The following is a 23,419-nucleotide window of genomic DNA, read 5'->3' on the forward strand; positions in this document are numbered from 1 at the left end:
CTCGGGTGCCATTCAAATGAAGGTGAGTATAGCCGAGGGTAAGCAATGATTCGTACAGGCGTTGAGACAGATCTCACAGCAATAGACAAAAATTCCTACATGCAAAACTTCAAACCTGTGGGAGGGCTGTTGTCAGAACATCAATGCATTGGTCAGGTCGCCCATGGGCGCTTGCCCCCGCGCCTTCATGGCATCGTCACGTTGCTTGAGGCCATCCAGCACTTCCAGCTGATGCACCCGGCTAATCAGGCGCAGAATCGAAGCGGTGTCATACACCGTGTGATCCACCGTCCCCTTGCGTGCGAAAGGTGATACCACCAGAGCCGGAATCCTTGTACCCGGCCCCCAGCGATCACCTTTGGGCGGTGCAACGTGATCCCACCAGCCACCGTTTTCGTCCACGGTAAGCACGATCACCATGTTTTGCCATTGCGGGCTGTTGCGCAGCACCTTGAGCACACGGTCAAGGTGCCGGTCACCAGCAGCCACATCGGCATAGCCAGCGTGCAGGTTGAGGTTGCCCTGAGGCTTGTAGAAACTCACGGCTGGCAGGCTGCCAGCCTCGGCGTCAGCCAGAAAGCGGTTGCTGCCGGACTCATCGCCCAGGCCTGCGTCGCGCAGGCGCTTGCTGCGCTCCTGCGGGTTCTGCGGGCCTTGTTGAACAAAGTAGTTGAATGGCTGGTGGTGGTACTGGAAGTTGGGGATCTTGGGGATCCCGTCCGAGCCCTTGAACTGCTCCAGCGTGGCCTGCCAGGCCCCCGCGTACCAGGCCCAGTCAATGTTCTTTTTGCTCAGTTTGTCGCCGATATGCTCATGGCTTTGTGGCACCAGTACGCTTGGCAGGTCGGACTTGGCATAGTCGGGACGCTCGGGGTCGCGGATCCAGGTCGGCCAGTAAGGCGGCGCCATGGTGTTGACTGCAAAACCGTCCGGAGTAAGAGCGCTGGGACCGAACTGCGCGGCGCCGGTCATGGCGCTGGCCGGGGATTTGTCCAGAGCCTTCAAGCGTGTACCGGCAGGGTCATCGCCCTGCAAAACAGCAATCTGCGCCTCGGCAACAGAGGTATTCGCGTTCGGATAGAACGGCACCGCTGCGCTGATCAGGTATTGGTGGTTAAGGAACGAACCGCCAAAAGCCCCCTGGAAGAAGTTGTCGCACAGTACGAATTCACGGGCTACGTCCCACAGACGCAGCGAATACTGCGACTGGGCGTAGTAACCCATGGGCAAGCCGCCGGAATCCCCCCAGGCCACGAACTGGTCGTTCTTGCCATCGTTGATCTGCATCTGGTTCTGATAGAACACATGCCACAGGTCGCGGGTCACCAGATTCAACGGCAGATCTTGCTGATTCGGCCCTTTCAGCGCGAAGGGGGCGTTGGGCAGGTTCTCCTGAAACTGCTCACCCGGCGCATAGGTCACGCCATCTACCGTCTGCGGTCCCACTTGCAGCAGCCCGCCCCATATCGGTGGCAGGGTCTGTAGCAGGCTGCCATCACGGTCGCGTTGCTGGTAGTCGGCGGGTTTGAGGGCCGACAACGGCTTCTCGACACCGGGGAAATTTGCAAACAGGTTGTTGAAGCTGCGGTTCTCGGCATAGATCACCACGATGGTCTTGACCTGTTCGTGGAGCTTTTTGTCCAGCTCGGCCGGGGTCAGCGGTTGCGGCCTGACGGGGGGTTCATGCTGACTGCTGCCGCAAGCGCTCAAGGTGGCCGCGCCAACGCCCAGTGCGGCAGCACCGGCGAGGAAGCGACGGCGGCTGCTGTCGGCAGGGCATTGGGTGTCCTGGTCTTTCTTGTCGCTCATTGCGGCTTCCTGATTACACGTAACAAATTATTTCTGGCGGGCAGGCTAACAGGGGATTATGACGGGGAAGTTGCAGTGGATCGAAGCCACGAAGCATTAAAAAACGCCCCGGGCCGTTGCGGCTCGGAGCGTCTAAAACAAGCATGTTGCGGCGCCTGCATCGTGATGCAGGCTCGCGCCCACAGAGTGCGCTAGCCCTGCGCCTGCTTGACCTGGGCTTCCAGCTCGATCTTGAGCCCCGGGTCGAGCTTGAGCTGTTTGGCCAGCTCTTCCAGATAGGCGCGCTCCATGAAATGTTCTTCATCCACCAGAATCAGGCTGGCGATATACATTTCGGCCGCGATTTCCGGGGTGCTGGCAGCTCTGGCAACCTCTGCCGGGTCCAGCGGCTTGTTCAGTTCAGCTTGCAGCCATTGGCGCAATGCAGGGTCGCCATTGAGTTTGTTCAACTCGCCATCGATCAGTTGGCGCTCACGCTCATCCACATGCCCATCAGCCTTGGCAGCAGCCACCAGGGCCTTGAGGATCGCCTGGCTGTGTTGCTCCACTTGCGGCGCCGGAACACGGTCAATGGTTTGCGGCTCGGTCTGCGGTGCCGTGCCCTGATTGGCCTGCCAGTTGCCGTAAGCCTTGTAGGCCAGAACGCCCAGGGCGGCAAGGCCGCCATAGGTCAGTGCCTGACCACCGTATTTGCGCGCACTCTTGTTGCCCAGCAGCAGCCCCAGGGCACTGGCTGCCAGAGCGCCGCCACCCGCGCCGGAAAGCAGGCCGCCCAGACCACCAGACCCGAGCAGGTCACCCAGGCCGCCTTTATCGTCACGGGAGGCGCTGCCTTGGGCGCCGGTTTTTTTCGCCAGCATCTGTTGGCCGGATTTAAGCAGTTGGTCGAGCAAACTCATAAGCATCCTCTCTTAACAGGGTCAGGGGGCGCCAGAAAACCCGCCCGCAGGCAGGTTTATCGTAAAGAGCACTGGCTATCAGTCGCGCAGGTCGGACTCATGAATCGGTTGGTCGCGATGGGTCGCGCGCTGGTACTGGGCTGGCCAGATGGCCTTTTTACCGCCCAGGTCATCGTCTGCATGCAACGGCCAATACGGGTCACGCAACAGTTCACGCGCCAGCAGGATCAGGTTGGCCTGCCCGGTACGCAAAATATGCTCGGCCTGGGCCGGTTCGGTGATCATGCCCACCGTACCGGTGGCAATGCAGGCCTCCTTGCGCACGCGCTCGGCAAAACGGGTCTGGTAGCCAGGCCCCACCGGAATCTCGGCATTGGCTGCGGTACCGCCCGAAGACACGTCGATCAGGTCCACGCCCAATGCCTTGAGGCGTCGTGCCAGTTCGACGGTTTCGTCAGGGTTCCAGCCGTCTTCCACCCAGTCGGTGGCCGAGACCCGCACAAACAGCGGTAGCTCCTGCGGCCATACACCGCGCACGGCCTCGGTGACTTCCAACACCAGACGGATGCGATTCTCGAACGAACCGCCGTATTGGTCACGTCGCTGGTTGCTCAACGGTGAAAGAAATTGATGCAACAAGTAACCATGAGCAGCATGTACTTCAACCACCGAGAAGCCAGCCTCCAGCGCTCGCTTGGCGGCAGCCACGAACGCCTGGATAACCTCTTTGATCTGGGTCTCGTCCAGTTGCACTGGCGCAGTGTGCTGTGGGTCGAAGGCAATGGGGGACGGCCCGACAGGCACCCAGCCGCCCTCCTCCACCTTGACGCTGCCATGCTTGCCCAACCAGGGGCGGTGGGTGCTGGCCTTACGCCCGGCATGGGCCAGCTGGATGCCGGCTACAGCGCCCTGGGCGCGAATAAAGCGGGTGATGCGTTGCAGGGGTTCAATCTGCTCGTCGTTCCACAGGCCCAGATCCTGGGCAGTGATACGGCCTTCGGGGGTGACGGCAGTGGCTTCGGTAAAAATCAGCCCGGCGCCGCCAACGGCACGGCTGCCCAGGTGGACCAGGTGCCAGTCATTTGCCAGCCCATCGACGCTGGAGTACTGGCACATTGGCGAGACCGCAATGCGGTTAAGAAGGGTCAGTTGGCGCAGGGTATAGGGTTCGAGCAGCAGACTCATGGGTCACCTCTAATTCCAGTGGGCAGGCTCCAAGTACTTCTGAAGAGCCTAGTCGACAACACTGGATGAGGGGGAGTTCATATCGCAACGGGACGTGGTGGTTTTGGTGGGAGCGGGCTTGCTCGCGATACGGGCACCGCGGCCTGTCAGGCCAACCGCGGTGATAGCATCGCGAGCAAGCCCGCTCCCACAGGGGATTGGCGGATTAGCGCGGCTCGATATGGGCAATCATCAACTGTACGGTTTCGTTGCCGCGAAATTCGTTGAGGTCAAGCTTGTAGGCCAGTTCCACCCAGCGAATGGTCGGGTTCGGCCACACTTCGCGATCGATCCCGAAAGCAATGCCGTCGAGCTTTACGCTGCCGCATTCGGTCTTGAGCACGACTTTCAAATGCCGCTCCCCCACGATGCGTTGCTCCACCAACTGGAATACCCCGTGGAACAGCGGTTCGGGAAAGTGCTGCCCCCATGGCCCGGCATTGCGCAGGGCACGCGCCAGCTCCAGGTGAAACTCTTCCACTGCCAGGCTGCCGTCAGACAGCATGCGCCCGGTCAGGTCTTCTTCACGCAATTGACGCCGCACTTCAGCATCAAAGGCCTCACAGAACAGCGGGAAGTTAGCCTCAGGCAAAGTCAGGCCAGCCGCCATGGCATGGCCACCGTATTTGCTGATCAAGTCCGGATGCTGTGCAGCCACCACACTCAGTGCATCACGAATATGAAAGCCCGGCACCGATCGGCCGGAGCCCTTGAGCATGCCATCCCCGGCATCGGCAAAGGCAAAAGTCGGGCGGAAGTAACGCTCCTTGAGCCGCGAAGCCAGAATTCCGATCACTCCCTGGTGCCACTCGGGGTCGAACAGGCACAGGCCAAACGGCATGCTGTCGATGGTCAGATCCTTGAGCTGGGCCAGCGCTTCACGTTGCATGCCCTGCTCGATGGATTTACGGTCCTGGTTCATTTCGTCCAGTTGCGCAGCCATTTCCCGTGCGGCATTGGCGTCATCGGTGAGCAGGCATTCGATACCCAGGCTCATGTCGTCCAGGCGCCCGGCGGCATTCAGGCGCGGCCCGAGGATAAAACCCAGGTCGGTGGAGGTAATTTTCGAATGGTCACGCTTGGCCACTTCCAGAATAGCCTTGAGCCCGGGCCGGGCACGCCCGGCACGGATGCGCTCAAGCCCCTGGTGTACCAGGATGCGGTTGTTCGCATCCAGCGGCACCACGTCCGCGACGCTGCCCAGCGCCACCAGATCCAGCAACTCGGCGATATTCGGCGCCTTGCTGTCCTGGTACCAGCCCAGGCTGTTCAAGCGCGCCCGCAAGGCGATCAGCACATAGAAGATCACCCCTACCCCCGCCAGCGCCTTGCTCGGGAACTCGCAGCCGGGCTGGTTGGGGTTGACGATGGCATCCGCGGCCGGCAACTCGCTGCCCGGCAAGTGGTGGTCGGTAACCAGCACGCTCAAACCAGCTTTTTTGGCTGCGGCCACACCTTCGATACTGGAGATTCCGTTATCGACCGTGATCAACAAGTGCGGCGTGCGGGTAAGCGCAACTTCGACGATTTCCGGGGTCAGGCCGTAACCATATTCGAAGCGGTTAGGCACCAGGTAATCGACATGGGCCGCCCCCAGCAGGCGAAGACCGAGCATACCCACGGTGCTGGCTGTGGCGCCGTCGGCGTCAAAGTCGCCGACGATCAGGATGCGCTGGCGCTGCTCAAGCGCGACCACCAGCAAGTCCACCGCAGCATCGATGCCCTTGAGCTGCTGATACGGAATCAGCCGCGCCAGGCTCTTGTCCAGTTCTGCTTGCGACTGCACACCCCGAGCAGCGTAAAGACGGGTCAGCAGGGTTGGCATTTCGCCCAGAAAAGGCAGGGTTTCAGGCAGTGGACGAGGTTCGATGCGCATAAGCAGGTGAAGAGTCTCTGAGCGTAGAAAAAGTGTTGTAACTTAGCCGCGTTCGCCTTGCAGCCACTGCAATTGCACTTCGTGCTGGCCGCGATCGTCGGTCACGAAAATCGTGCCTTCGCTGATCATCACGTCCCACTTGATAACCCGTGGCATATCTTTGGCCAGCACCTCAAGAATCTCTTGCGGAACGGCTGCGATATTGACGTTCTTCAGGTTCTTGATTGCAGGAATCACCTTCCCTTCCCACACACGCAAGCTGCCATAGGCCAGCAGGCTGGTGCGCTCGGTACGGCGCGAGCACCAGGTCAGACGGTCGGCATCGGGCTGTCCGACTTCGATCCAGTGCAGAACACGGTCATCCAGGCTTTTTTCCCACAGGGCCGGTTCGTCTACATCTGACAGGCCTCGACCAAAAGACAGCTGCTCGTTGTACCAAAAAGCGTAGGCCAGAAGGCGCACAGTCATGCGTTCTTCGGTCTCCGAAGGGTGGCGGGCGATGGTCTGTTTGACGCTTTCATAGACCCCGCGATCGAGATCGGTAAGGTTGAGTTCAAACTTGTAGGTCGTGGACGGCTGTGCCATGAACGGGCTTCTTGATACGGAGAAAGGCGACAAGTCTAACCGATACACCGTGATTGAACGAATCGGCCAGCTTCTTGCCAGCCGCCAGCTATGTTAAAAGGCTGTACTCGCTCGCCCTTGGACAAGGATTCCACATGCCGCTCGCCACCAAACCCCTTTCAGGCCTTAAAGTTGTTGAATTGGGTACCCTGATCGCCGGGCCATTTGCATCGCGCATTTGCGCCGAGTTTGGCGCCCAGGTGATCAAGGTCGAATCCCCTGACGGCGGCGACCCGCTGCGAAAATGGCGCAAGCTGTATGAAGGCACATCGCTATGGTGGTTCGTCCAGGCGCGCAACAAAAAATCCCTGACCCTGAATCTAAAACACCCCGACGGTCTGAGCATTCTCAAGGAGCTGCTGACAGACGCCGATATTCTGATCGAAAACTTTCGCCCCGGGGTTCTGGAGAAACTCGGACTGGGTTGGGATGTGCTGCATGCACTGAACCCCAAGCTGGTGATGGTGCGCCTGTCCGGCTTTGGCCAGACCGGCCCGATGAAAGATCAGCCGGGGTTTGGTGCGGTCGGCGAATCCATGGGCGGGCTGCGTTATATCACCGGTTTCGAAGATCGTCCGCCAGTGCGCACAGGCATCTCGATTGGCGACTCGATTGCCGCGCTGTGGGGTGTGATCGGTGCCCTTATGGCTTTGCGTCATCGCGAGGTCAACGGCGGCCAGGGCCAGGTGGTAGACGTGGCGCTCTACGAAGCGATTTTTGCCATGATGGAAAGCATGGTGCCCGAGTTCGATGTGTTCGGTTTCATCCGTGAACGTACCGGCAATATCATGCCGGGAATTACGCCCTCTTCCATCCATACCAGCCTGGACGGCAAGCACGTACAGATCGGCGCCAATGGCGACGCCATTTTCAAGCGCTTTATGCAGATTATCGGGCGCGACGATCTGGCCAACGACCCGGAGCTTGCACACAACGATGGTCGTGACGCACGCCGTGACGAACTGTATGGCGTGATTGACCGCTGGGTCGGCTCGCTGCCGCTGGCCACGGTACTTGAACAACTGGGCGCAGCGCAGGTGCCTGCCAGCCGTATTTTCTCGGCAGAAGACATGTTCAGCGATCCACAGTTTCTGGCCCGTGAAATGTTCCTGCAGGCCAAACTGCCTGACGGTAAAGACTTCAAGATGCCCGGTATCGTGCCAAGGCTCTCCGATACTCCGGGCACGGCAGATTGGGTAGGCCCCGAACTGGGTGCACATAACATCGAGGTGTTGAACAGCCTGGGTTACGACGCTGCAGCAATCGCCAACCTCAAGCAAGCGGGCGCCATCTAGGCGTGTTGCCCATTTTTAGTGGCCACCCAAGGAGATCAGCAGCATGACCCAGCGTTCGACCTTGCGAAGACTTTGGGCAGGCCTGATCACCGCATTGTTTCTGGCCTGGGCCCCTGGCAGTCAGGCAGCACCCACACTCATCTGGTTGTTGCGCGACCTGCCACCGTTAACGGTGTTTCATGGCCCGCAAAAAGGTAAGGGGATAGTCGACCAGGTGATGCCAGCCCTGATCGCAGGCATGCCGCAATACCAGCACGTGATAATGCGGGTTAACCGGGCTCGGGCCCTGCAGATGCTTGAAGAACCCTCGCTGACCTGCGATCCGGCGCTGATCTGGAATCCCGCCCGCGCCCTCTCGATCGTTTACTCCGAGCCCGTTGCGATCATGCACAGCAATGGCATGGCCATACTGCGTGAGAATCAGCATTTGATCGAACCCTTTGTCCATGACGACAAGGTAGACCTGCCGGGGCTGCTCAAGGCGCAAACCCTCAAGCTTGGAGTCATTGCCAAACGCAGCTACGGAGTATTGATTGATAGCCAGCTGAAGCTGAGCCCGCCAGGCCAGATTGTCATGCATTACGGTAACGATCCGTTGGGCAGCCTGCTGCAAATGCAACATGCAGGCCGTATGCCGACGCTATTGGGCTACTGGCCAGAAATCCAGGCCAAGGCCAGACAGCAAGGTTTGTCATCCGACGAACTGCTGTTTTATCCGATCCAGGGCGCCCCGGAATATCAGTCGATTTACGTTGGCTGCTCGGACACTGCGCAAGGACGTGAGGTCATTCGCAGGGTCAATTCGATACTCACCACATTGGGCTCGCCATCCCTGTCTTACCTGGATGTGCAATGACACGTACGCATAAAAAAACCCCGAACAGTGGGGAGGCTGCTCGGGGTTTAACAGGGTCATGATAACCCGCTCAACAGGCTACAAGTATCGGAGCAATAAACTTGCTCCTGCTGATGAAAAATCTGACAAACCAAACCTGCTGGAAGTTCCCCCGGTACTGGCAATTAATCTGCATTCGCGCCATCAGCACTTATCTGCTGTAGCTCGAAGGCGCCCAACAATTGCCCCAGCGCCCCTATGGTCACGGGTTTTGACAGACACCCCAGCACCCTGAGACCTTGACTGCGGGCCACTCTGGCCGCCCTCTCGACCACCGGAGGTGCAGCAGCACTCAAAATGATCAACGCTGCAGCTTTGCGTTCAAGGGCCAACTCGCTGATCAGCTCCTGCCCTGATGCCCCTTCCATATACAAATCACAAATGGCCACGTCTATGGCACCGCGCCTGAGCAAGGACTCGCGGGCGCAATCAACGCTTTCGGCCGTCAACACGTCAAAAATGCGGAAGGCGTTCAACATCTGATGCAACACCATTAATTGAAACGGGTTGTCTTCAAGAATCAATACTTTCAAAGATCGCATCATGGGCCTTCAGGCATAAACCTAGCGCTACAGAGGAGGTAAACCTTAGTGGGCTCAACACTCAATACATATAGGACATATCTGTAAATACCATAGGAATCCACAACGCCTTTCATTTACTGGATCAAACCAGCTTACTGATCCCACTTTTTAGCTTCAGACTTGTCGAACCATCCTCCTACCAGCCCCTCCAGACGCCCAGTCTCTGAATAAAACGGAACAACCCACTGATAGATTTCCATGCCTCCGGACTTAAACTCCACCCAACGTTTTTGGTAACAGGGTTTGCGGCTTTGAATCATGCGCATTATTTCCCGCTGGAGCTTCTCGGCCAGCTCCTTCGAAAACAAATCAACATCAGTCACCTTCAACCCGCGAATCCGTCCCAACTGGACTGATAAACGCTGCTCATAGCTTTGATTGCAGGTAATCAGCTCTCCCTCCAGGCCAACCACGAAAATCGGGCTGGGAATGCCATCCAGAAAGCGGTAACTGAGCCCCAACTGCTCATTCAGGGTTTTCTCGGATTGACGCGCAATAATCAGTTGCCTGCGCAGAAACCAGTTGTACACAAACAACATAAGCCCGGCCGCAATCAAGACCGCTATCGCCCAATAAAGACGGGCTGAGTGATACAGGCCACTCTCGATGATCAGCGGTTTGCCCACCCCCCCCAGCCACTTGGTTCTCAGCGCCCGAATCTCGGCCATGGGCATGGCTTCCAACGCCTTGTTCATGATGCTGAAAAGCTCCGGGTATAGAACAGGGACCGAAAAGCTGGCGGCAGCCCATTGCCCGTCAACACTGCGTCCGACCTTGAGGCGCCCCGGTGGGTAAAGATGAGCCTGTGTCTCTGTTTGTATCGTCGCATCTGCCTCGCCATTGGCGACCGCGTGACGTGCCTGGGCGTAGGTATCAACCAGATGCAAGGTGATTGCGGGGTATTCACGTCGAATCAAGTCTTCGAGGGCGTGCCTGGCTGGAAGCGCCAGAACCTTGCCGGCCAGTTCGTCCAATGAACCCAGCCGGGAATCATTGACTCGTACAACAAACACCCAGGGTGCCCCACCGTAGGAATAGGTGAAGTTCAAAAAAGCTTTGCGCTCACGACTTCTGGAGAGGCTTGAGTTCATCAGTGCCTCGCCACTTTTGAGCATGTCGAGGATTTGTACCGTTGAAAACGCTTCTTTATGTACAAACTGCAGCCCGGTCATGCGAGAAATTCGCGCCAGAATATCCACACTCAGCCCTACCCAACGACCGTCCCCGGTCTTGAATGCGTACAAGGGGAACTGCTGGGTCGCCAGGGCTACAACCGGATTGCGCTGGATCCACTCAAGCTCGCCGGGCAGCAGGTTGATATGCGATTGAACAGCGTGCCCTTCAAGCCCGATGATCCAGCGTGAAAGCACCATGCGCGATGTATTGTCATCAAGGCTGCCCAGCGCGCGGTTGATCAGCAACCCAAGTTCGGGGTCAGAGAGGCGTGTAGCAAATGCAAAACCGGAGGATGGCAAGGCGCTATCACCGATAATGCGCACCCCCGAATGAGGCCGGACACTTTTGAATGACTGCACGATAAGTTCATTGCCGATAAACCCGTCGATATCCCCCTCAACCAGCGCGTCCATTGCATTATGCAGGTCACTGATGGTGGTGATTTCACTGTCAGGGTAAAACGCCTGGGCGGTATGAATATCGACGTAGCCCTCCATAAAGCCGATTTTTTTCCCGACCCAGTTTTTGACCGGCTCTTCCTCACATGAGCGACAAACGATAACCAGTCGATCAGTCATGTACTCCCGGGAAAAAGCTACACCTTCAATCCCTCGCTCAAACCCGCTGGCGCTGGCCAGAATATCGATATTGCCGGCCAGCAGCTCTGCAACGGCCTGATCACGACGCCTGTAGCCCAGGACTTCAACAGGCACGCCCAACGTGTCTCGAACGATGCTCAGGTAATCTGCGCTGATGCCCTGATAGTTATTGCGGTCGTCGGTGATGTCGACCGGTTCGTAATCACCGATGGCGATACCAACCCGTAGCGTTCCATGATTGGCCAGCCATTGCCGCTCCGGGGCATCCAGTTGCAGAGGCTGGATATCCACAAAGCGTGTTGCGAGCCTGAAAGGCGTTCCGGAAGCGCCCATCACCGGCAGGGCCAGGCTCAACAAGGCCATGCCCAGCACTATGCGCATCCATGATTCAAATGTCTGGTGAATACGTGACATGACAGCATCCTTGACCGGGTATTCGCCAGCACAGAAGGGGCGAAGACTTGGCAAGTTTGCCATGCACCAATAAAAAAGCCCGTCAGATGACGGGCTTCAAATTACGTAAGACGAATGCCGTTAAAGCGGCTTGCCACGGTTGCCATGCTGGCTGACAAAGCCCTGGACAGCCTTGAGGTCATTAGCCAGTACGGTGTAACGCTCCTCTCGCTCAAACAAGTCAGAAAGGTGAGACGGCAGTTCGAGCGCTTTTCCTATGCCGGCTTTTTCAACCGCTTCAGGGAACTTGACCGGATGTGCCGTGCCCAGAATGACCATCGGGATATCCAGACTGCGACGGCATTCACGGGCCGCACGCACACCGATAGCGGTGTGCGGATCGAGCACTTCGCCGCTTTCGACAAATACCTGAGCGATGGTTTCGCAGGTTTGCTCATCATCAACCGCCAGCGAATCAAACAGACGACGCGCTTCGGTCCAGCGATCTTCATCAACGCTGAAATTACCGGTTTGCTTGAAGGTATCCATCAGACCGGCAACGGCTGCGCCATTGCGACCATGAAGGTCGAACAGCAAGCGCTCGAAGTTCGACGACACCATGATGTCCATCGACGGCGACAGAGTCGCGTGCAAGGTGTCCTTGGCGTACTGATTGCCGCTCATGAAGCGGTGCAGGATGTCGTTGCGGTTGGTGGCAACGATCAGCTGGTTGATCGGCAGGCCCATGTTGCGTGCCAGGTAGCCCGCAAAGATGTCGCCGAAGTTGCCGGTAGGCACCGAGAACGACACGGAACGGTGTGGCCCGCCCAGTTGCAGGGAGGCATGGAAGTAGTAAACGATCTGGGCCATGATCCGCGCCCAGTTGATCGAGTTTACGGCGACCAGGCGTGTACCCTTGAGGAAACCCTGGTCGGCGAAGCTGGCCTTGACCATTTCCTGGCAGTCATCGAAGTTGCCTTCGATGGCGATGTTATGAATGTTGTCACCGAACAGCGTGGTCATCTGCCGACGCTGGACTTCCGATACCCGGTTGTTGGGGTGCAGGATAAATATGTCGACGTTTTCGCAATGCTTGCAACCTTCGATCGCCGCCGAACCGGTATCCCCGGAAGTCGCGCCGACAATCACTACACGCTCGCCACGTTTTGCCAGCACGTAATCGAGCAAGCGGCCGAGCAGTTGCAGGGCGAAATCCTTGAACGCCAGGGTCGGACCGTGGAACAGCTCAAGTACCCATTCATTGCCGTTTAGCTGACGCAGTGGCGCTACAGCTGCGTGGGAAAACGCGCCGTAGGTTTCTTCGAGAATCTTTTTGAAGTCTGCATCCGGAATGCTGCCGGTCACGAACGGGCGCATAACCCGAAAGGCCAGTTCGTGGTAAGGCAAACCGGCCCAGGAAGCGATTTCTTCCTGGGTAAAGCGCGGCAGATTTTCCGGTACATACAAACCGCCATCACTGGCCAGACCGGCCAGCAACACATCTTCAAAATTCAGGGCCGGTGCCTGGCCACGGGTACTGATATAGCGCATGGGTTCAAACCTTCGGTTTGAGCGCCAAGCGGTTTAGCGCCAGGCAACAAGTAAAAGCCGATGTGCTCTTGCTTGCCGCTTGCCGCTGCCGCTTGCCGCTCTTAATTAATTAAGATGCTCAACGCGGATGCGAACGACCGGACCCACAACGCCCTGCAATGCTTCAAGCGCGGCAATGGCATCGTTGATGTGCTGTTCAATTACCCGATGGGTCAACAGGATCATTGGCACCAGGCCGTCATGCTCTTCGACTTCTTTCTGCATGATCGATTCGATGTTGATGCCGCGCTCGGACAAGATGCTCGCTACCTGGGCCAATACGCCCGGGTGATCTTTGGCCTGGATGCGCAGGTAGTAGGCGCTTTCGCACGCTTCGATCGGCAGGATCGGATGGTCGGAGAGCAGATCCGGCTGGAAGGCCAGGTGCGGTACGCGGTTTTCCGGGTCGCTGGTCATGGCACGCACCACGTCTACCAGGTCGGCAACCACGGACGAAGCCGTTGGTTCCATACCGGCGCCAGCACCATAGAACAGGGTCGAACCGGCAGCGTCACCGTTGACCATGACTGCGTTCATTACGCCGTTGACGTTGGCGATCAGGCGGTCAGCCGGAATCAGCGTCGGGTGAACCCGCAACTCGATGCCGTTGGCCGTGCTGCGTGCAACACCCAGATGCTTGATGCGATAACCCAGCGCCTCTGCGTAATTCACATCAGCGGTTGTCAGTTTGGTAATGCCTTCGGTGTAGGCCTTGTCGAACTGCAACGGGATACCGAAAGCAATCGACGCCAGAATGGTCAGTTTGTGCGCCGCATCGATACCTTCAACGTCAAACGTCGGATCTGCCTCGGCATAACCCAGCGCTTGTGCTTCAGCCAGCACGTCTTCGAACGTACGGCCTTTTTCGCGCATTTCGGTGAGGATGAAGTTACCGGTACCGTTGATGATGCCCGCCACCCAGTTGATACGATTGGCCGAGAGACCTTCACGGATCGCCTTGATCACCGGGATACCGCCTGCAACGGCCGCTTCGAACGCCACGATCACGCCCTTTTCCTGGGCTTTGGCGAAGATTTCATTACCGTGAACGGCAATCAGCGCCTTGTTCGCGGTCACGACATGCTTGCCGTTTTCGATGGCCTTGAGCACCAGTTCACGGGCGATGGTGTAACCACCAATCAGCTCGATAACAATGTCGATTTCAGGGTTGGTCGCAACAGCGAATACATCGTTGGTAATGGGGGTACCGGTAATGTCGCACTGAGGGTTTGGCGTACGCATTGCAATTTGCGCAACCTGGATACCACGCCCGGCACGGCGGGCAATCTCCTCGGCGTTACGCTTTAGTACGTTGAAGGTGCCGCCACCGACGGTCCCGAGCCCACAGATACCTACTTTGACCGGATTCACGCTGAACTCCCCATAAAACGGCCGACTCAAGGTCGGCCGTGAAAAACAACCGTGGATTGCCACGGTTCTCTATTAATGGCCGGGCAACTGAACTGCCCCGCCATGATCGTCACAGGCTTATCGTGACGACACTGGATTATTTAACACTGAGTGCCAGCTTGCCAACCTGCGCAGCAGGCTGATAACCCGGAATCACCTGACCGTCAGCCAAAACGATGGCTGGCGTGCCATTGACGCCGATGGACTGGCCCATGGCGAACTGCTTGGCAACCGGATTGGCGCATTTTGGCGCCTCGACGGTTTTACCATCAGTCATCTTGTCCATCGCCGTTTTTTTGTCCTTGGAACACCACACTGCCTGCAGCTGCTGGTCACCCGGTGAGCCGAGGCCCTGACGCGGGAACGCAACATAGCGCACTTCAATCCCCATCTTGTTCAGTTGCGGGACTTCGGCATGCAATTTGTGGCAATACGGGCAAGTGGTGTCGGTAAATACCGTGATATGGGACTTGGTTTCGCCGATGGCAGGGTAAACGACGGTCTCTGCCACCGGAATGCCATTAATCAACTTGGCCACGCCAACACGTTCGGCCTGCTCGGTCAGGTTCACCGGCTTGCCGTCCTTGAGCTGGAACATGTAGCCCTGAACGATGAACTGGCCATCGGCACTGGCATACAGCACGCGGCTGCCCTTGAGCTTGACTTCATACAGGCCGGCCATGGGGCTGGCACTGATGCTCTCGACCGGCACATCCAGTTGCAGGGTTTCGAGGCTCTTGCGGATTGCTTGTTCGGCGCCGGTATCGGCGAACGAGAAGGTGCTGACCAACGCAATGGCTGCGGCGGCGAAAATCTGGATCACACGCATGGGAACTCCTGAAGACGGGCAAAGCTGCCAACCCCGATACCCGTCCTGAAACAACGGGTTTGGGCGGCGCGCTTTCTAAACCGGCAAAGCCTACCACAGATGGCCTGCATGACCGACTCCGACTAGCCACGCGGGTGATGGAGGGCATGCAGGTCCTGCAGTCGGGCACGGGCAACATGGGTGTAAATCTGCGTCGTCGAGAGGTCGCTGTGCCCCAGCAGCATTTGCACCACACGCAAATCGGCGCCGTGATTGAGCAAATGGGTGGCGAAGGCATGGCGCAAGGTATGTGGCGACAGCGACTTGTTGATCCCGGCCACCCTGGCCTGATGCTTGATGCGATGCCAGAAGGTCTGGCGGGTCATCTGTTCACCGCGCTGACTGGGAAATAGCACATCACTGGGGCGACCGCCCAGCAGCTCATGCCGGGCATCGCGCATGTAGCGCTCGACCCGGACGATGGCCTCCTCCCCCATCGGCACCAGGCGTTCCTTGCTGCCCTTGCCCATCACGCGCAAAACGCCCTGGCGCAGGTTGACCTGCTCCAGGGTCAGGCTGATCAATTCGGTTACGCGCAGGCCACAGGCATACAGTACTTCAAGCATGGCCCGATCACGCTGGCCGATGGCCTCACTCAGATCAGGGGCGGCGAGCAGCGCTTCTACGTCTGCCTCTGACAGGGACTTGGGTAATGGCCTGCCCAACTGGGGCATATCGACCTGCAAGGTAGGGTCGACGGCAATCAGGTTTTCTCGCAGCAGATAACGATAGAAGCCACGCAAACCTGAGAGCAAGCGCGCAGTCGAGCGAGGCTTGTAGCCCTGCTCCAGGCGCCAGGCGAGATGATCGAGGATCAACTCGCGCCCGGCGCTGGCCACAGCGATACCGCGCTCCTGCAACCAGCCATTGAATAAGGCCAGGTCACTGCGATAAGCACCGCGGGTGTTGTCCGACAAGCCTTTTTCCAGCCACAGGGCATCCAGAAAACGGTCGATAAGTGGGTCGTCTATAGCGGGCATTGGCTCTCGAAACGCACAGGCCGGAGGCTGCGCACAAATATAAAGTGAACTGCAAAAGTGAGCGCTAGTCTTTCATGGCTGGCGGATGCCATAAACCCCAAGTTTTCACAGGATGACCTTATGACCGAACAACAGATTTTGCTGTCTTTCGGCGGCATCGGCATCGCTGCCCTGGGCTCACAGTGGCTGGCCTGGCGACTGAAGCTGCCGGCCATCCTGTTTCTGCTGTTGAGCGGGATCCTGGTCGGCCCGGTATTGGGCTGGCTGGACCCGCAAGAATTGTTCGGCCCGCTGCTGATGCCGCTGGTCTCACTGGCGGTGGCGCTGATTCTGTTTGAAGGCAGCCTGACCCTGCATTTGTCCGAGTGGCGCGAAATCGGCACTGTGGTCCATCGGCTGGTCACTATCGGTGCGCTCTCGACCTGGGCCGTGATCACCCTGGCGACCCATTGGCTACTGGGCTTTGACTGGCTTCTGGCCTTGCTGTTCGGCACGCTGACACTGGTCACCGGGCCTACGGTGATTGTGCCGATGCTGCGCGTAGTACGGCCCAAGGCATCGATTGCCAATATCCTGCGCTGGGAAGGCATTGTCATCGACCCGATTGGCGCGCTGCTGGCGGTGGTGGTCTACAGCTTTATCATCGCCAGCGCCACGGGCGAAGGCCTGAGCCACAGCCTGCTGACCTTTGCCGGGGTGATTGTATGCGGCAGCTTGTTCGGCATTGTAGGTGGCTGGATCATGGGGCAGATCGTACGCCGCCAATGGCTGCCGGAGTACCTGCACAGCCTGGCCACGCTGGCAGCAGTGCTGGGCGTATTTATTGGCGCCAATACGGTGATGCATGAGTCCGGACTGCTGGCGGTCACCTTGATGGGCATGTGGATGGCCAATATGAAGGGGGTGGATGTACGCAACATCCTGCACTTCAAGGAAAACCTGAGCATCTTCCTGATCTCGGGGCTGTTTATCCTGCTGGCGGCGCGCCTGGACTTGAACGCCATGATCGGCCTGGGGCCTGTGGTGCTGGTGTTGCTGCTGATTATTCAATTTATCGCCCGGCCGCTGAACGTGGTGATTTCGACCTTTGGCTCAAAACTAAACTGGCGCGAACGCGCCTTGCTCGCCTGGATCGCCCCACGCGGGATCGTCGCGGCAGCCGTTTCAGCAATTTTTGCGATCCGCCTGGACGAAGCAGGCCATGACGGCGCGCTGCTACTGGTGCCCCTGACCTTTGCAGTGATCATCGGTACGGTGGTGCTGCAAAGCGCGACGGCACGGCCCCTGGCCCGCCTGCTCAAAGTGGCGGAGCCGGCCCCCAGCGGCTTTTTGATCGTTGGCGCCAATGGCCCGGCCCGGGTTATTGGCAAGGCATTGCAGCAACTGGGCAGCCGCGTACTGCTAACCGATTCCAACTGGGAACACATTCGCGCCGCGCGCATGGACAACTTGCCCACTTACTTTGGCAATCCGGCTTCAGAGCATGCCGAGAGTCACCTGGATCTGGTGGGGCTGGGGCATTTGCTCGCACTGTCACCCTCTGGCGAGTTGAATACCCTGGCAGCGGCACGCTTTCATCACGAGTTCGGGCTGCAGCGCTTGTTTACACTGACCAATGGCCAGGAAATTCGTCGCACTGACAAGCATCGCGCCAGCCACGAGTACCGCGGTCAAGCCCTGGGCAACCCGGCGCTGACCTACGGCCAGCTCGCCAGTGAGTTGAGCCAGGGAGCCGAGCTGTACAGCACCACACTGACCGACAACTTCACCTGGGCGGACTACCTGGCCCTGCATGGCAAGCGCGTCACCCTGCTCTTCGCCCGCGACAACACTGGCTGGGTGCATGTAGTGACACCTGACAGTGAATTGAAACCAGGCTCCGGGTGGACGCTGCTGGCGTTGATCAGGCACCCGTAGCAGCTGTTACGAGGCAAACCCTGGCAACACCGGTACCGGGCGCTTGTCATCATCGATGGCGACAAAGCTGAACAAGCCCTGGATCGCCAGTTCGCGACCATCGCAGCTCATGCTTTCGACATACACCTCGACCTCAACCTTGAGGCTGGTGTTGCCAACTTTAACCACACGCCCCACCAGCTCAACGATGGAGCCAGCCGCGATCGGATGGTTGAAATCAATACGGTCCGTGGACACCGTCACCAACGGCAGACGACAAAAACGCGTTGCGGCAATAAACGAAACTTCGTCCATCCACGCCAGCGCGGTGCCGCCAAACAGGGTGTTGTGGTGATTGGTGGTAGAGGGGAATACCGCTTTGGTAATACGGGTAACGGAGAGGTCGGTACGGCGTTGAATCTCTTGCTCACGCGAAGTCATGCTTTCTTACTACCTACAACTGGACAAAGGTCTGACAAATCTCAGGCAACAAAAAAGCAGCCCGAAGGCTGCTTTTTTCTGCATCGGGAAGCTGGACTTAAGCCAGTTTTTCCTTGATGCGAGCTGCTTTACCCGACAGGTCGCGCAGGTAGTACAGCTTGGCTTTACGCACGTCACCGCGACGCTTAACAGCCATGCTGTCGATTTGCGGGCTGTAGGTCTGGAAAGTACGCTCTACGCCAACACCGTTGGAGATTTTACGAACAGTGAAAGCACTGTTCACGCCACGGTTACGCTTGGCAATCACTACACCTTCGAAAGCTTGCAGACGCGAACGATCGCCTTCCTTCACTTTCACCTGAACGACAATGGTGTCGCCCGGGGCAAAAGGAGGGATCTCTTTAGTCATCTGCTCTGCTTCGAGTGCAAGGATGATTTTGTTAGTCATGCTGTGCTCCTAAGGTAGATCAACTGATCTACCATCGATACGTTGTTAACTATCGTCCCGCTCGCGGATGTATTCCTCGAGCAGCTTCTTCTCTTCTCCAGAAAGCGAGCGGCTTTCCAGAAGATCGGCGCGTCGTTCAAAGGTCCGCCCAAGGGACTGCTGTAAACGCCAACGCCGGATGTGTGCATGATTGCCACTAAGCAATACGTCGGGAACACGCTGATCCGCATACACCTCCGGTCGGGTGTAGTGCGGGCAATCCAGCAGACCATCCGTGAAGGAATCTTCCTCCGCGGAGTCCGCATGCCCTAAAGCTCCAGGCAGCAGTCGTGTAACCGCATCAATCAGAACCATCGCCGGCAGCTCGCCACCAGAGAGTACATAGTCACCAATTGACCACTCTTCATCGACATAAGCGTCTATAAAACGCTCGTCAATGCCTTCATAACGACCTGCAATAAGGATTAATGCTTCCTCATTCGCCAGCTCGCGTACCGCCGACTGATTCAGTTGACGGCCTTGGGGCGACAGGTAAATCACCTTCGCCGCCGCTCCGGCTGCTTCTCTGGCCTGAACCAGTGCATCTTCCAGAGGCTTGATCTTCATCACCATGCCCGGACCACCGCCAAATGGGCGATCATCCACAGTGTGATGCCGATCCGTTGTGTAGTCTCGCGGGTTCCAACAAGTCAGCTGCAAGAGCCCTTGTTTCACCGCACGACTAGTGATGCCGTAGTCGCTGATGGCGGAAAACATTTCGGGAAACAAACTGATCACTTCTACGCGCAATTTAGCCACGCTTAGAAGTCCGCATCCCAATCCACCTTCATCTCGCCAGCTGCAAGGTCGACGCTCAACACGCATTGCTCTGTATAGGGCAACAAGCGATCACGATCATCCAGGCTACCTGGGCAAGGTTTGACTTCCATGACATCGTTCGAGCCAGTTTCCATCAGGTCAACAATCTTGCCGAGCAATTGCCCTTCAAGGTTGGTCACTTTCAGTCCCTGCAGCTGGTACCAGTAGTACTCGCCGTCGGTCAGTTCAGGAAACAGGTTACGCGGCACGCAGATTTCGAATTCACGAAGAAGACCAGCTTCATCACGGTCATCGAGACCTTTGAGCTTTACAACCAGAAACTTGCCGTTATGAGAACGGCCACTGACCAGCTCTGCCTGTCGTACATCATTACCGCGCCGAAGCGTCAGTTTTTTGTAGTCCAACAGGTTATCAATTGGATCCGTAAAGGAATAAACCTTCACTTCGCCGCGCACGCCGTGAATCGAGTAGATTTTGCCGATAACGATCAAATCATCAGCAGTTTCAGGCGTCACGCTCATATTGCTCAGGCCGCAGCCTTAGCGTTTTCTTTAACCAGCTGAGCAACACGCTCAGACAGTTGAGCACCAACGCTCAGCCAGTAGGCGAGGCGGTCTTCTTTAACGGAGAAACGGATTTCCTGACCACGGGCAACCGGGTTGAAGAAACCAATTTGTTCCTTGTGGGAACCGTCACGTGGGTTACGGCTGTCGGTAACGGTCAAGTGGTAAAACGGGCGCTTTTTGGAGCCGCCAAGGGCAAGACGGATTGTTAGCATGTGAACATCGTTCCTGTAGTCGGTGCTGCAAATCTAAAGGCACAGCGGGCATAGGTGCCCGAAAGGCCGCATATTCTAAGGAATATCCGGACTTTTGCAAATGTCTTTTTCTGGCGCCTATCGGCATGCCGTACAGACTTGCAACTAGGTCACCACGAATGGTGACAGGTCAGCTCCCGCACAGTGCGGGTTTGCCGGGTGTCTCGCATTGCTGCGAGTTGCCCGGACGCAAGCGTCCGGGCGGGTAAATTACATTTTTGGCATGCCGCCGCCGGGCATCATCGAGCCCATGCCGCGCATCATTTTCGCCATCCCACCTTTGGTGGAGAATTTTTTCATCATCTTTTGCATCTGCTTGTGCTGCTTGATCAAGCGGCCGATGTCCTGCACCTGAGTGCCGGAGCCCATGGCAATCCGGCGTTTGCGCGAACCGCTGATCAGCTCAGGGTCGCGGCGCTCGGCCGGGGTCATGGAGTTGATGATGGCTTCCATCTGCTTGAACTGTTTCTCAGCTGCGCCCTGGGCATTGCCCATTTGCGCCAGATTGACACCACCCATGTTCGGCAGTTTGTCCATGAGGCCGCCAAGGCCACCCATGTTCTTCATCTGTTGCAGCTGGTCGCGGAAGTCTTCGAGATCGAAGCCTTTGCCTTTTTTAAGCTTTTTAGCCAGTTTGTCGGCTTTGTCTTTATCGAGGGTCTGTTCGGCCTGCTCGATCAGGCTGAGCACGTCGCCCATGCCGAGGATGCGCGAAGCGATACGATCCGGGTGGAACGGCTCGAGCGCATCGCTCTTCTCACCCATACCGATGAACTTGATCGGCTTGCCGGTAATGGCTCGCACGGACAACGCCGCACCACCCCGGGCATCACCGTCGACCTTGGTCAGGATCACCCCGGTCAGCGGCAATGCATCACCGAACGCCTTGGCGGTGTTGGCCGCATCCTGGCCAGTCATGGCGTCGACGACAAACAGGGTTTCTGCCGGCTTGACAGCCGCGTGCAGCTCCTGGATCTCGGTCATCATCTCGGCATCGATATGCAGGCGACCTGCGGTATCGAGGATGACCACGTCGATGAACTTCAGCTTGGCTTCCGCAATGGCGGCGCGAGCGATGTCTACCGGCTTCTGGCTAAGGTCGGACGGGAAGAAGGTTACACCGACTTCATTGGCCAGGGTTTCGAGCTGTTTGATCGCAGCCGGACGATAAACGTCGGCCGAGACCACCATCACGGTTTTCTTTTTGCGCTCTTTAAGGAAGCGCGCCAGCTTGCCGGCAGTCGTGGTTTTACCAGCGCCCTGCAAACCGGCCATCAATACAACGGCTGGCGGCGTGACATTAAGGACCAGGTCCTCGTTGGCAGCGCCCATCAGGCTTTCAAGTTCAGCCTGAACAATTTTTACAAACGCCTGGCCCGGCGTCAGGCTGCGCGACACTTCAGTGCCGACAGCGCGCTCTTTGACCGCAGCGACGAAGTCTTTGACCACTGGCAAAGCCACGTCGGCTTCCAGCAACGCCATGCGCACTTCACGCAGGGTGTCTTTGATATTGTCTTCGGTCAGCTTGGCCTTGCCGGTGACATGGCGCAGCGTCTGCGAAAGACGGTCGGTTAAATTTTCAAACATGCGCGATCCTTTCAGGCCCAAAGTAGACCGGGGTTATTGCGGCCCAGCCCGTGTAAAACTGATGCTCGGCGAGCCTGCGGCGTGGGCAGGTCGCGGATTATAGCGAAGACTGGCCGTGTCCGACACCATGCCGTCGGCTTATGTGGTCTTTCGTGCACAGGCGGTTGTATGCCAAACTCAGTCCTTTCGGGCTTGCCTAACAGGATTTATGCTCCCCTTGTCACCCAGTTTGCTACCCAGCCTCGCCGCCGCCTGCTTGTATGCCGCTGCGACCTTCTATCAGGGCTCTTGTCTGCGCCAGGGCGCAAAGGCAAACAAACGCCTGTTGGTGACGCTCGGCATTCTTGCCGTACTCGCCCACGCCGCCAGCCTGTTCACCCACCTGATGACGCCTGCAGGCCTTGAACTGGACTTCTTCAGTGCAGCCAGCCTGATTGCCGTGGCCGTGATTACCGTGACCCTGGCGGCCTGCGCCCGCATACCGGTCGAGAACCTGCTGCTGCTTTTATACCCGCTGGGCATGCTGACAGTACTGCTGTCCGAATTCGCCCCGCCCGGCACGGTTCAGGTCATTAATGAAGAGCCAGGCATACTCGCGCATATCCTGCTGTCGATTCTGGCCTATGGCATGTTCACCATTGCGGTGTTCCAGGCGCTGTTGCTGTCGCTGCAGAACTATCAGCTCAAGCACAAGCATCCCAAGGGCCTGATCAAGAACTTCCCGCCACTGCAAACCATGGAAAGCCTGCTCTTCGGCTTTCTCTGGGCCGGCTGGTCGCTGCTTTCGCTGTCCCTGGTTTCCGGTTGGCTGTTTCTGGGCAACCTGTTCGCCCAGCACCTGGTGCACAAGACCCTGCTGGCCTGCCTGGCCTGGATCGTATTCAGCGTGCTGCTATGGGGCCGCCATCACCTTGGCTGGCGCGGTCACAAGGCCATCCGCTGGACGTTTGCCGGTTTTTGCCTGCTGATGCTGGCCTACTTTGGCAGCAAGCTGGTTCGTGAATACATTCTGCATATCTGACGGGCGATAATTATGGATAGCTTGCCCCCTGGGCCGATTCTGACAATTTCGGCACTATTGATCGCAGGAGCCGCTGTATTTATCGGCTTTATACTGGGCAAAAGCAGTGCCCGCGCCAGGCGCACCAACGCCCAGCAGCTGCGAGAGGAGGCTCCCCAGCAACAGGAC

21 protein-coding genes are annotated in these 23,419 nt (G+C 57.8%); 4 read left to right on the top strand and 17 right to left on the bottom strand.

Annotated elements, in window-relative coordinates; translation table 11 throughout:
- Nucleotides 1-132: 132 nt before the first annotated feature.
- The 5 genes from GHO03_RS00120 to GHO03_RS00140 form a co-directional block, all read right to left on the bottom strand.
- Nucleotides 133-1,809, bottom strand: a complete 1,677-nt coding sequence (locus tag GHO03_RS00120) for an acid phosphatase (RefSeq protein WP_130872007.1) — start codon at nucleotides 1,807-1,809, stop codon at nucleotides 133-135.
- A 191-nt stretch (nucleotides 1,810-2,000) separates the two neighbouring features.
- Nucleotides 2,001-2,708, bottom strand: a complete 708-nt coding sequence (locus tag GHO03_RS00125; RefSeq protein WP_095018194.1) for a tellurite resistance TerB family protein — start codon at nucleotides 2,706-2,708, stop codon at nucleotides 2,001-2,003.
- A gap of 78 nt (nucleotides 2,709-2,786) precedes the next feature.
- Nucleotides 2,787-3,893 (bottom strand): NADH:flavin oxidoreductase/NADH oxidase, encoded by a 1,107-nt coding sequence (locus GHO03_RS00130; RefSeq protein WP_153398752.1) that lies wholly within the window; start codon nucleotides 3,891-3,893, stop codon nucleotides 2,787-2,789.
- A gap of 205 nt (nucleotides 3,894-4,098) precedes the next feature.
- The gene (gene recJ / locus GHO03_RS00135) at nucleotides 4,099-5,808 is read right to left on the bottom strand and encodes a single-stranded-DNA-specific exonuclease RecJ (RefSeq protein WP_095024899.1); all 1,710 of its coding nucleotides are present in this window, start codon (nucleotides 5,806-5,808) and stop codon (nucleotides 4,099-4,101) included.
- A 42-nt stretch (nucleotides 5,809-5,850) separates the two neighbouring features.
- Nucleotides 5,851-6,393, bottom strand: coding sequence for a YaeQ family protein (locus GHO03_RS00140; protein WP_016781928.1), 543 nt, complete (start codon nucleotides 6,391-6,393; stop codon nucleotides 5,851-5,853).
- Nucleotides 6,394-6,527: 134 nt separating this feature from the next.
- On the opposite strand from GHO03_RS00140, the gene GHO03_RS00145 reads away from it, so the two are divergent.
- Entirely contained in the window at nucleotides 6,528-7,727 is a 1,200-nt protein-coding gene (locus tag GHO03_RS00145; RefSeq protein ID WP_095018197.1) for a CaiB/BaiF CoA-transferase family protein, read from the top strand.
- Between the two features lie 43 nt (nucleotides 7,728-7,770).
- Nucleotides 7,771-8,583 (top strand): TIGR02285 family protein, encoded by an 813-nt coding sequence (locus tag GHO03_RS00150; RefSeq protein ID WP_153398754.1) that lies wholly within the window; start codon nucleotides 7,771-7,773, stop codon nucleotides 8,581-8,583.
- Between the two features lie 164 nt (nucleotides 8,584-8,747).
- Here GHO03_RS00150 and GHO03_RS00155 read toward each other — a convergent pair whose 3' ends face one another.
- From GHO03_RS00155 to xerD, 6 genes are all read right to left on the bottom strand, one after another.
- Nucleotides 8,748-9,167 (bottom strand): response regulator, encoded by a 420-nt coding sequence (locus GHO03_RS00155; protein ID WP_095001258.1) that lies wholly within the window; start codon nucleotides 9,165-9,167, stop codon nucleotides 8,748-8,750.
- 131 nt (nucleotides 9,168-9,298) lie between these two features.
- Nucleotides 9,299-11,395: a transporter substrate-binding domain-containing protein gene (locus tag GHO03_RS00160; protein ID WP_153398758.1), complete on the bottom strand. Its 2,097-nt coding sequence runs from the start codon at nucleotides 11,393-11,395 to the stop codon at nucleotides 9,299-9,301.
- A 120-nt stretch (nucleotides 11,396-11,515) separates the two neighbouring features.
- Entirely contained in the window at nucleotides 11,516-12,925 is a 1,410-nt protein-coding gene (gene thrC, locus GHO03_RS00165; protein ID WP_095001256.1) for a threonine synthase, read from the bottom strand.
- A 105-nt stretch (nucleotides 12,926-13,030) separates the two neighbouring features.
- Nucleotides 13,031-14,335 carry a homoserine dehydrogenase gene (locus GHO03_RS00170; RefSeq protein WP_016781922.1) on the bottom strand — a complete coding sequence of 435 codons (1,305 nt, stop codon included), beginning with the start codon at nucleotides 14,333-14,335 and terminating at the stop codon, nucleotides 13,031-13,033.
- A gap of 136 nt (nucleotides 14,336-14,471) precedes the next feature.
- Nucleotides 14,472-15,203, bottom strand: coding sequence for a DsbC family protein (locus GHO03_RS00175; protein WP_095001255.1), 732 nt, complete (start codon nucleotides 15,201-15,203; stop codon nucleotides 14,472-14,474).
- 122 nt (nucleotides 15,204-15,325) lie between these two features.
- Entirely contained in the window at nucleotides 15,326-16,222 is an 897-nt protein-coding gene (xerD, locus tag GHO03_RS00180) for a site-specific tyrosine recombinase XerD (RefSeq protein ID WP_095023042.1), read from the bottom strand.
- Between the two features lie 120 nt (nucleotides 16,223-16,342).
- Here xerD and GHO03_RS00185 point away from each other — a divergent pair, with 120 nt between their 5' ends.
- Nucleotides 16,343-18,139, top strand: coding sequence for a sodium:proton antiporter (locus GHO03_RS00185; protein WP_095001253.1), 1,797 nt, complete (start codon nucleotides 16,343-16,345; stop codon nucleotides 18,137-18,139).
- Between the two features lie 6 nt (nucleotides 18,140-18,145).
- On the opposite strand, the gene GHO03_RS00190 is transcribed toward GHO03_RS00185, so the two are convergent.
- The 6 genes from GHO03_RS00190 to ffh all read right to left on the bottom strand — a co-directional run bounded on the left by GHO03_RS00190 (nucleotide 18,146) and on the right by ffh (nucleotide 22,230).
- On the bottom strand, nucleotides 18,146-18,559 hold the full coding sequence (locus GHO03_RS00190) for an acyl-CoA thioesterase (protein WP_095001252.1): 414 nt from the start codon (nucleotides 18,557-18,559) through the stop codon (nucleotides 18,146-18,148).
- Between the two features lie 97 nt (nucleotides 18,560-18,656).
- Nucleotides 18,657-19,007, bottom strand: a complete 351-nt coding sequence (gene rplS / locus GHO03_RS00195; protein ID WP_003440273.1) for a 50S ribosomal protein L19 — start codon at nucleotides 19,005-19,007, stop codon at nucleotides 18,657-18,659.
- Nucleotides 19,008-19,052: 45 nt separating this feature from the next.
- Nucleotides 19,053-19,805, bottom strand: a complete 753-nt coding sequence (gene trmD, locus GHO03_RS00200; RefSeq protein WP_340068264.1) for a tRNA (guanosine(37)-N1)-methyltransferase TrmD — start codon at nucleotides 19,803-19,805, stop codon at nucleotides 19,053-19,055.
- 2 nt (nucleotides 19,806-19,807) lie between these two features.
- Nucleotides 19,808-20,347 (bottom strand): ribosome maturation factor RimM, encoded by a 540-nt coding sequence (gene rimM, locus GHO03_RS00205; RefSeq protein WP_048363294.1) that lies wholly within the window; start codon nucleotides 20,345-20,347, stop codon nucleotides 19,808-19,810.
- Between the two features lie 5 nt (nucleotides 20,348-20,352).
- Entirely contained in the window at nucleotides 20,353-20,604 is a 252-nt protein-coding gene (gene rpsP, locus GHO03_RS00210) for a 30S ribosomal protein S16 (protein ID WP_095001251.1), read from the bottom strand.
- A gap of 249 nt (nucleotides 20,605-20,853) precedes the next feature.
- Nucleotides 20,854-22,230 (bottom strand): signal recognition particle protein, encoded by a 1,377-nt coding sequence (ffh, locus tag GHO03_RS00215; protein ID WP_095001250.1) that lies wholly within the window; start codon nucleotides 22,228-22,230, stop codon nucleotides 20,854-20,856.
- A gap of 208 nt (nucleotides 22,231-22,438) precedes the next feature.
- Here ffh and GHO03_RS00220 point away from each other — a divergent pair, with 208 nt between their 5' ends.
- Entirely contained in the window at nucleotides 22,439-23,251 is an 813-nt protein-coding gene (locus tag GHO03_RS00220; protein ID WP_095001249.1) for an inner membrane protein YpjD, read from the top strand.
- Nucleotides 23,252-23,419: the final 168 nt, after the last annotated feature.

The sequence above is a fragment of the Pseudomonas sp. FSL R10-1339 genome (genome assembly GCF_009600545.1).
GTDB classification, from domain to species: Bacteria; Pseudomonadota; Gammaproteobacteria; order Pseudomonadales; family Pseudomonadaceae; genus Aquipseudomonas; species Aquipseudomonas bubulae.

Bases quoted from the DNA above. Each gene is read 5' to 3' on its own strand.
- GHO03_RS00120 (WP_130872007.1), bottom strand. From the start codon at position 1,809: ATGAGCGACAAGAAAGACCAGGACACCCAATGCCCTGCCGACAGCAGC.
- GHO03_RS00125 (WP_095018194.1), bottom strand. From the start codon at position 2,708: ATGAGTTTGCTCGACCAACTGCTTAAATCCGGCCAACAGATGCTGGCG.
- GHO03_RS00130 (WP_153398752.1), bottom strand. From the start codon at position 3,893: ATGAGTCTGCTGCTCGAACCCTATACCCTGCGCCAACTGACCCTTCTT.
- recJ (WP_095024899.1), bottom strand. From the start codon at position 5,808: ATGCGCATCGAACCTCGTCCACTGCCTGAAACCCTGCCTTTTCTGGGC.
- GHO03_RS00140 (WP_016781928.1), bottom strand. From the start codon at position 6,393: ATGGCACAGCCGTCCACGACCTACAAGTTTGAACTCAACCTTACCGAT.
- GHO03_RS00145 (WP_095018197.1), top strand. From the start codon at position 6,528: ATGCCGCTCGCCACCAAACCCCTTTCAGGCCTTAAAGTTGTTGAATTG.
- GHO03_RS00150 (WP_153398754.1), top strand. From the start codon at position 7,771: ATGACCCAGCGTTCGACCTTGCGAAGACTTTGGGCAGGCCTGATCACC.
- GHO03_RS00155 (WP_095001258.1), bottom strand. From the start codon at position 9,167: ATGATGCGATCTTTGAAAGTATTGATTCTTGAAGACAACCCGTTTCAA.
- GHO03_RS00160 (WP_153398758.1), bottom strand. From the start codon at position 11,395: ATGTCACGTATTCACCAGACATTTGAATCATGGATGCGCATAGTGCTG.
- thrC (WP_095001256.1), bottom strand. From the start codon at position 12,925: ATGCGCTATATCAGTACCCGTGGCCAGGCACCGGCCCTGAATTTTGAA.
- GHO03_RS00175 (WP_095001255.1), bottom strand. From the start codon at position 15,203: ATGCGTGTGATCCAGATTTTCGCCGCCGCAGCCATTGCGTTGGTCAGC.
- xerD (WP_095023042.1), bottom strand. From the start codon at position 16,222: ATGCCCGCTATAGACGACCCACTTATCGACCGTTTTCTGGATGCCCTG.
- GHO03_RS00185 (WP_095001253.1), top strand. From the start codon at position 16,343: ATGACCGAACAACAGATTTTGCTGTCTTTCGGCGGCATCGGCATCGCT.
- GHO03_RS00190 (WP_095001252.1), bottom strand. From the start codon at position 18,559: ATGACTTCGCGTGAGCAAGAGATTCAACGCCGTACCGACCTCTCCGTT.
- rplS (WP_003440273.1), bottom strand. From the start codon at position 19,007: ATGACTAACAAAATCATCCTTGCACTCGAAGCAGAGCAGATGACTAAA.
- rimM (WP_048363294.1), bottom strand. From the start codon at position 20,347: ATGAGCGTGACGCCTGAAACTGCTGATGATTTGATCGTTATCGGCAAA.
- rpsP (WP_095001251.1), bottom strand. From the start codon at position 20,604: ATGCTAACAATCCGTCTTGCCCTTGGCGGCTCCAAAAAGCGCCCGTTT.
- ffh (WP_095001250.1), bottom strand. From the start codon at position 22,230: ATGTTTGAAAATTTAACCGACCGTCTTTCGCAGACGCTGCGCCATGTC.
- GHO03_RS00220 (WP_095001249.1), top strand. From the start codon at position 22,439: ATGCTCCCCTTGTCACCCAGTTTGCTACCCAGCCTCGCCGCCGCCTGC.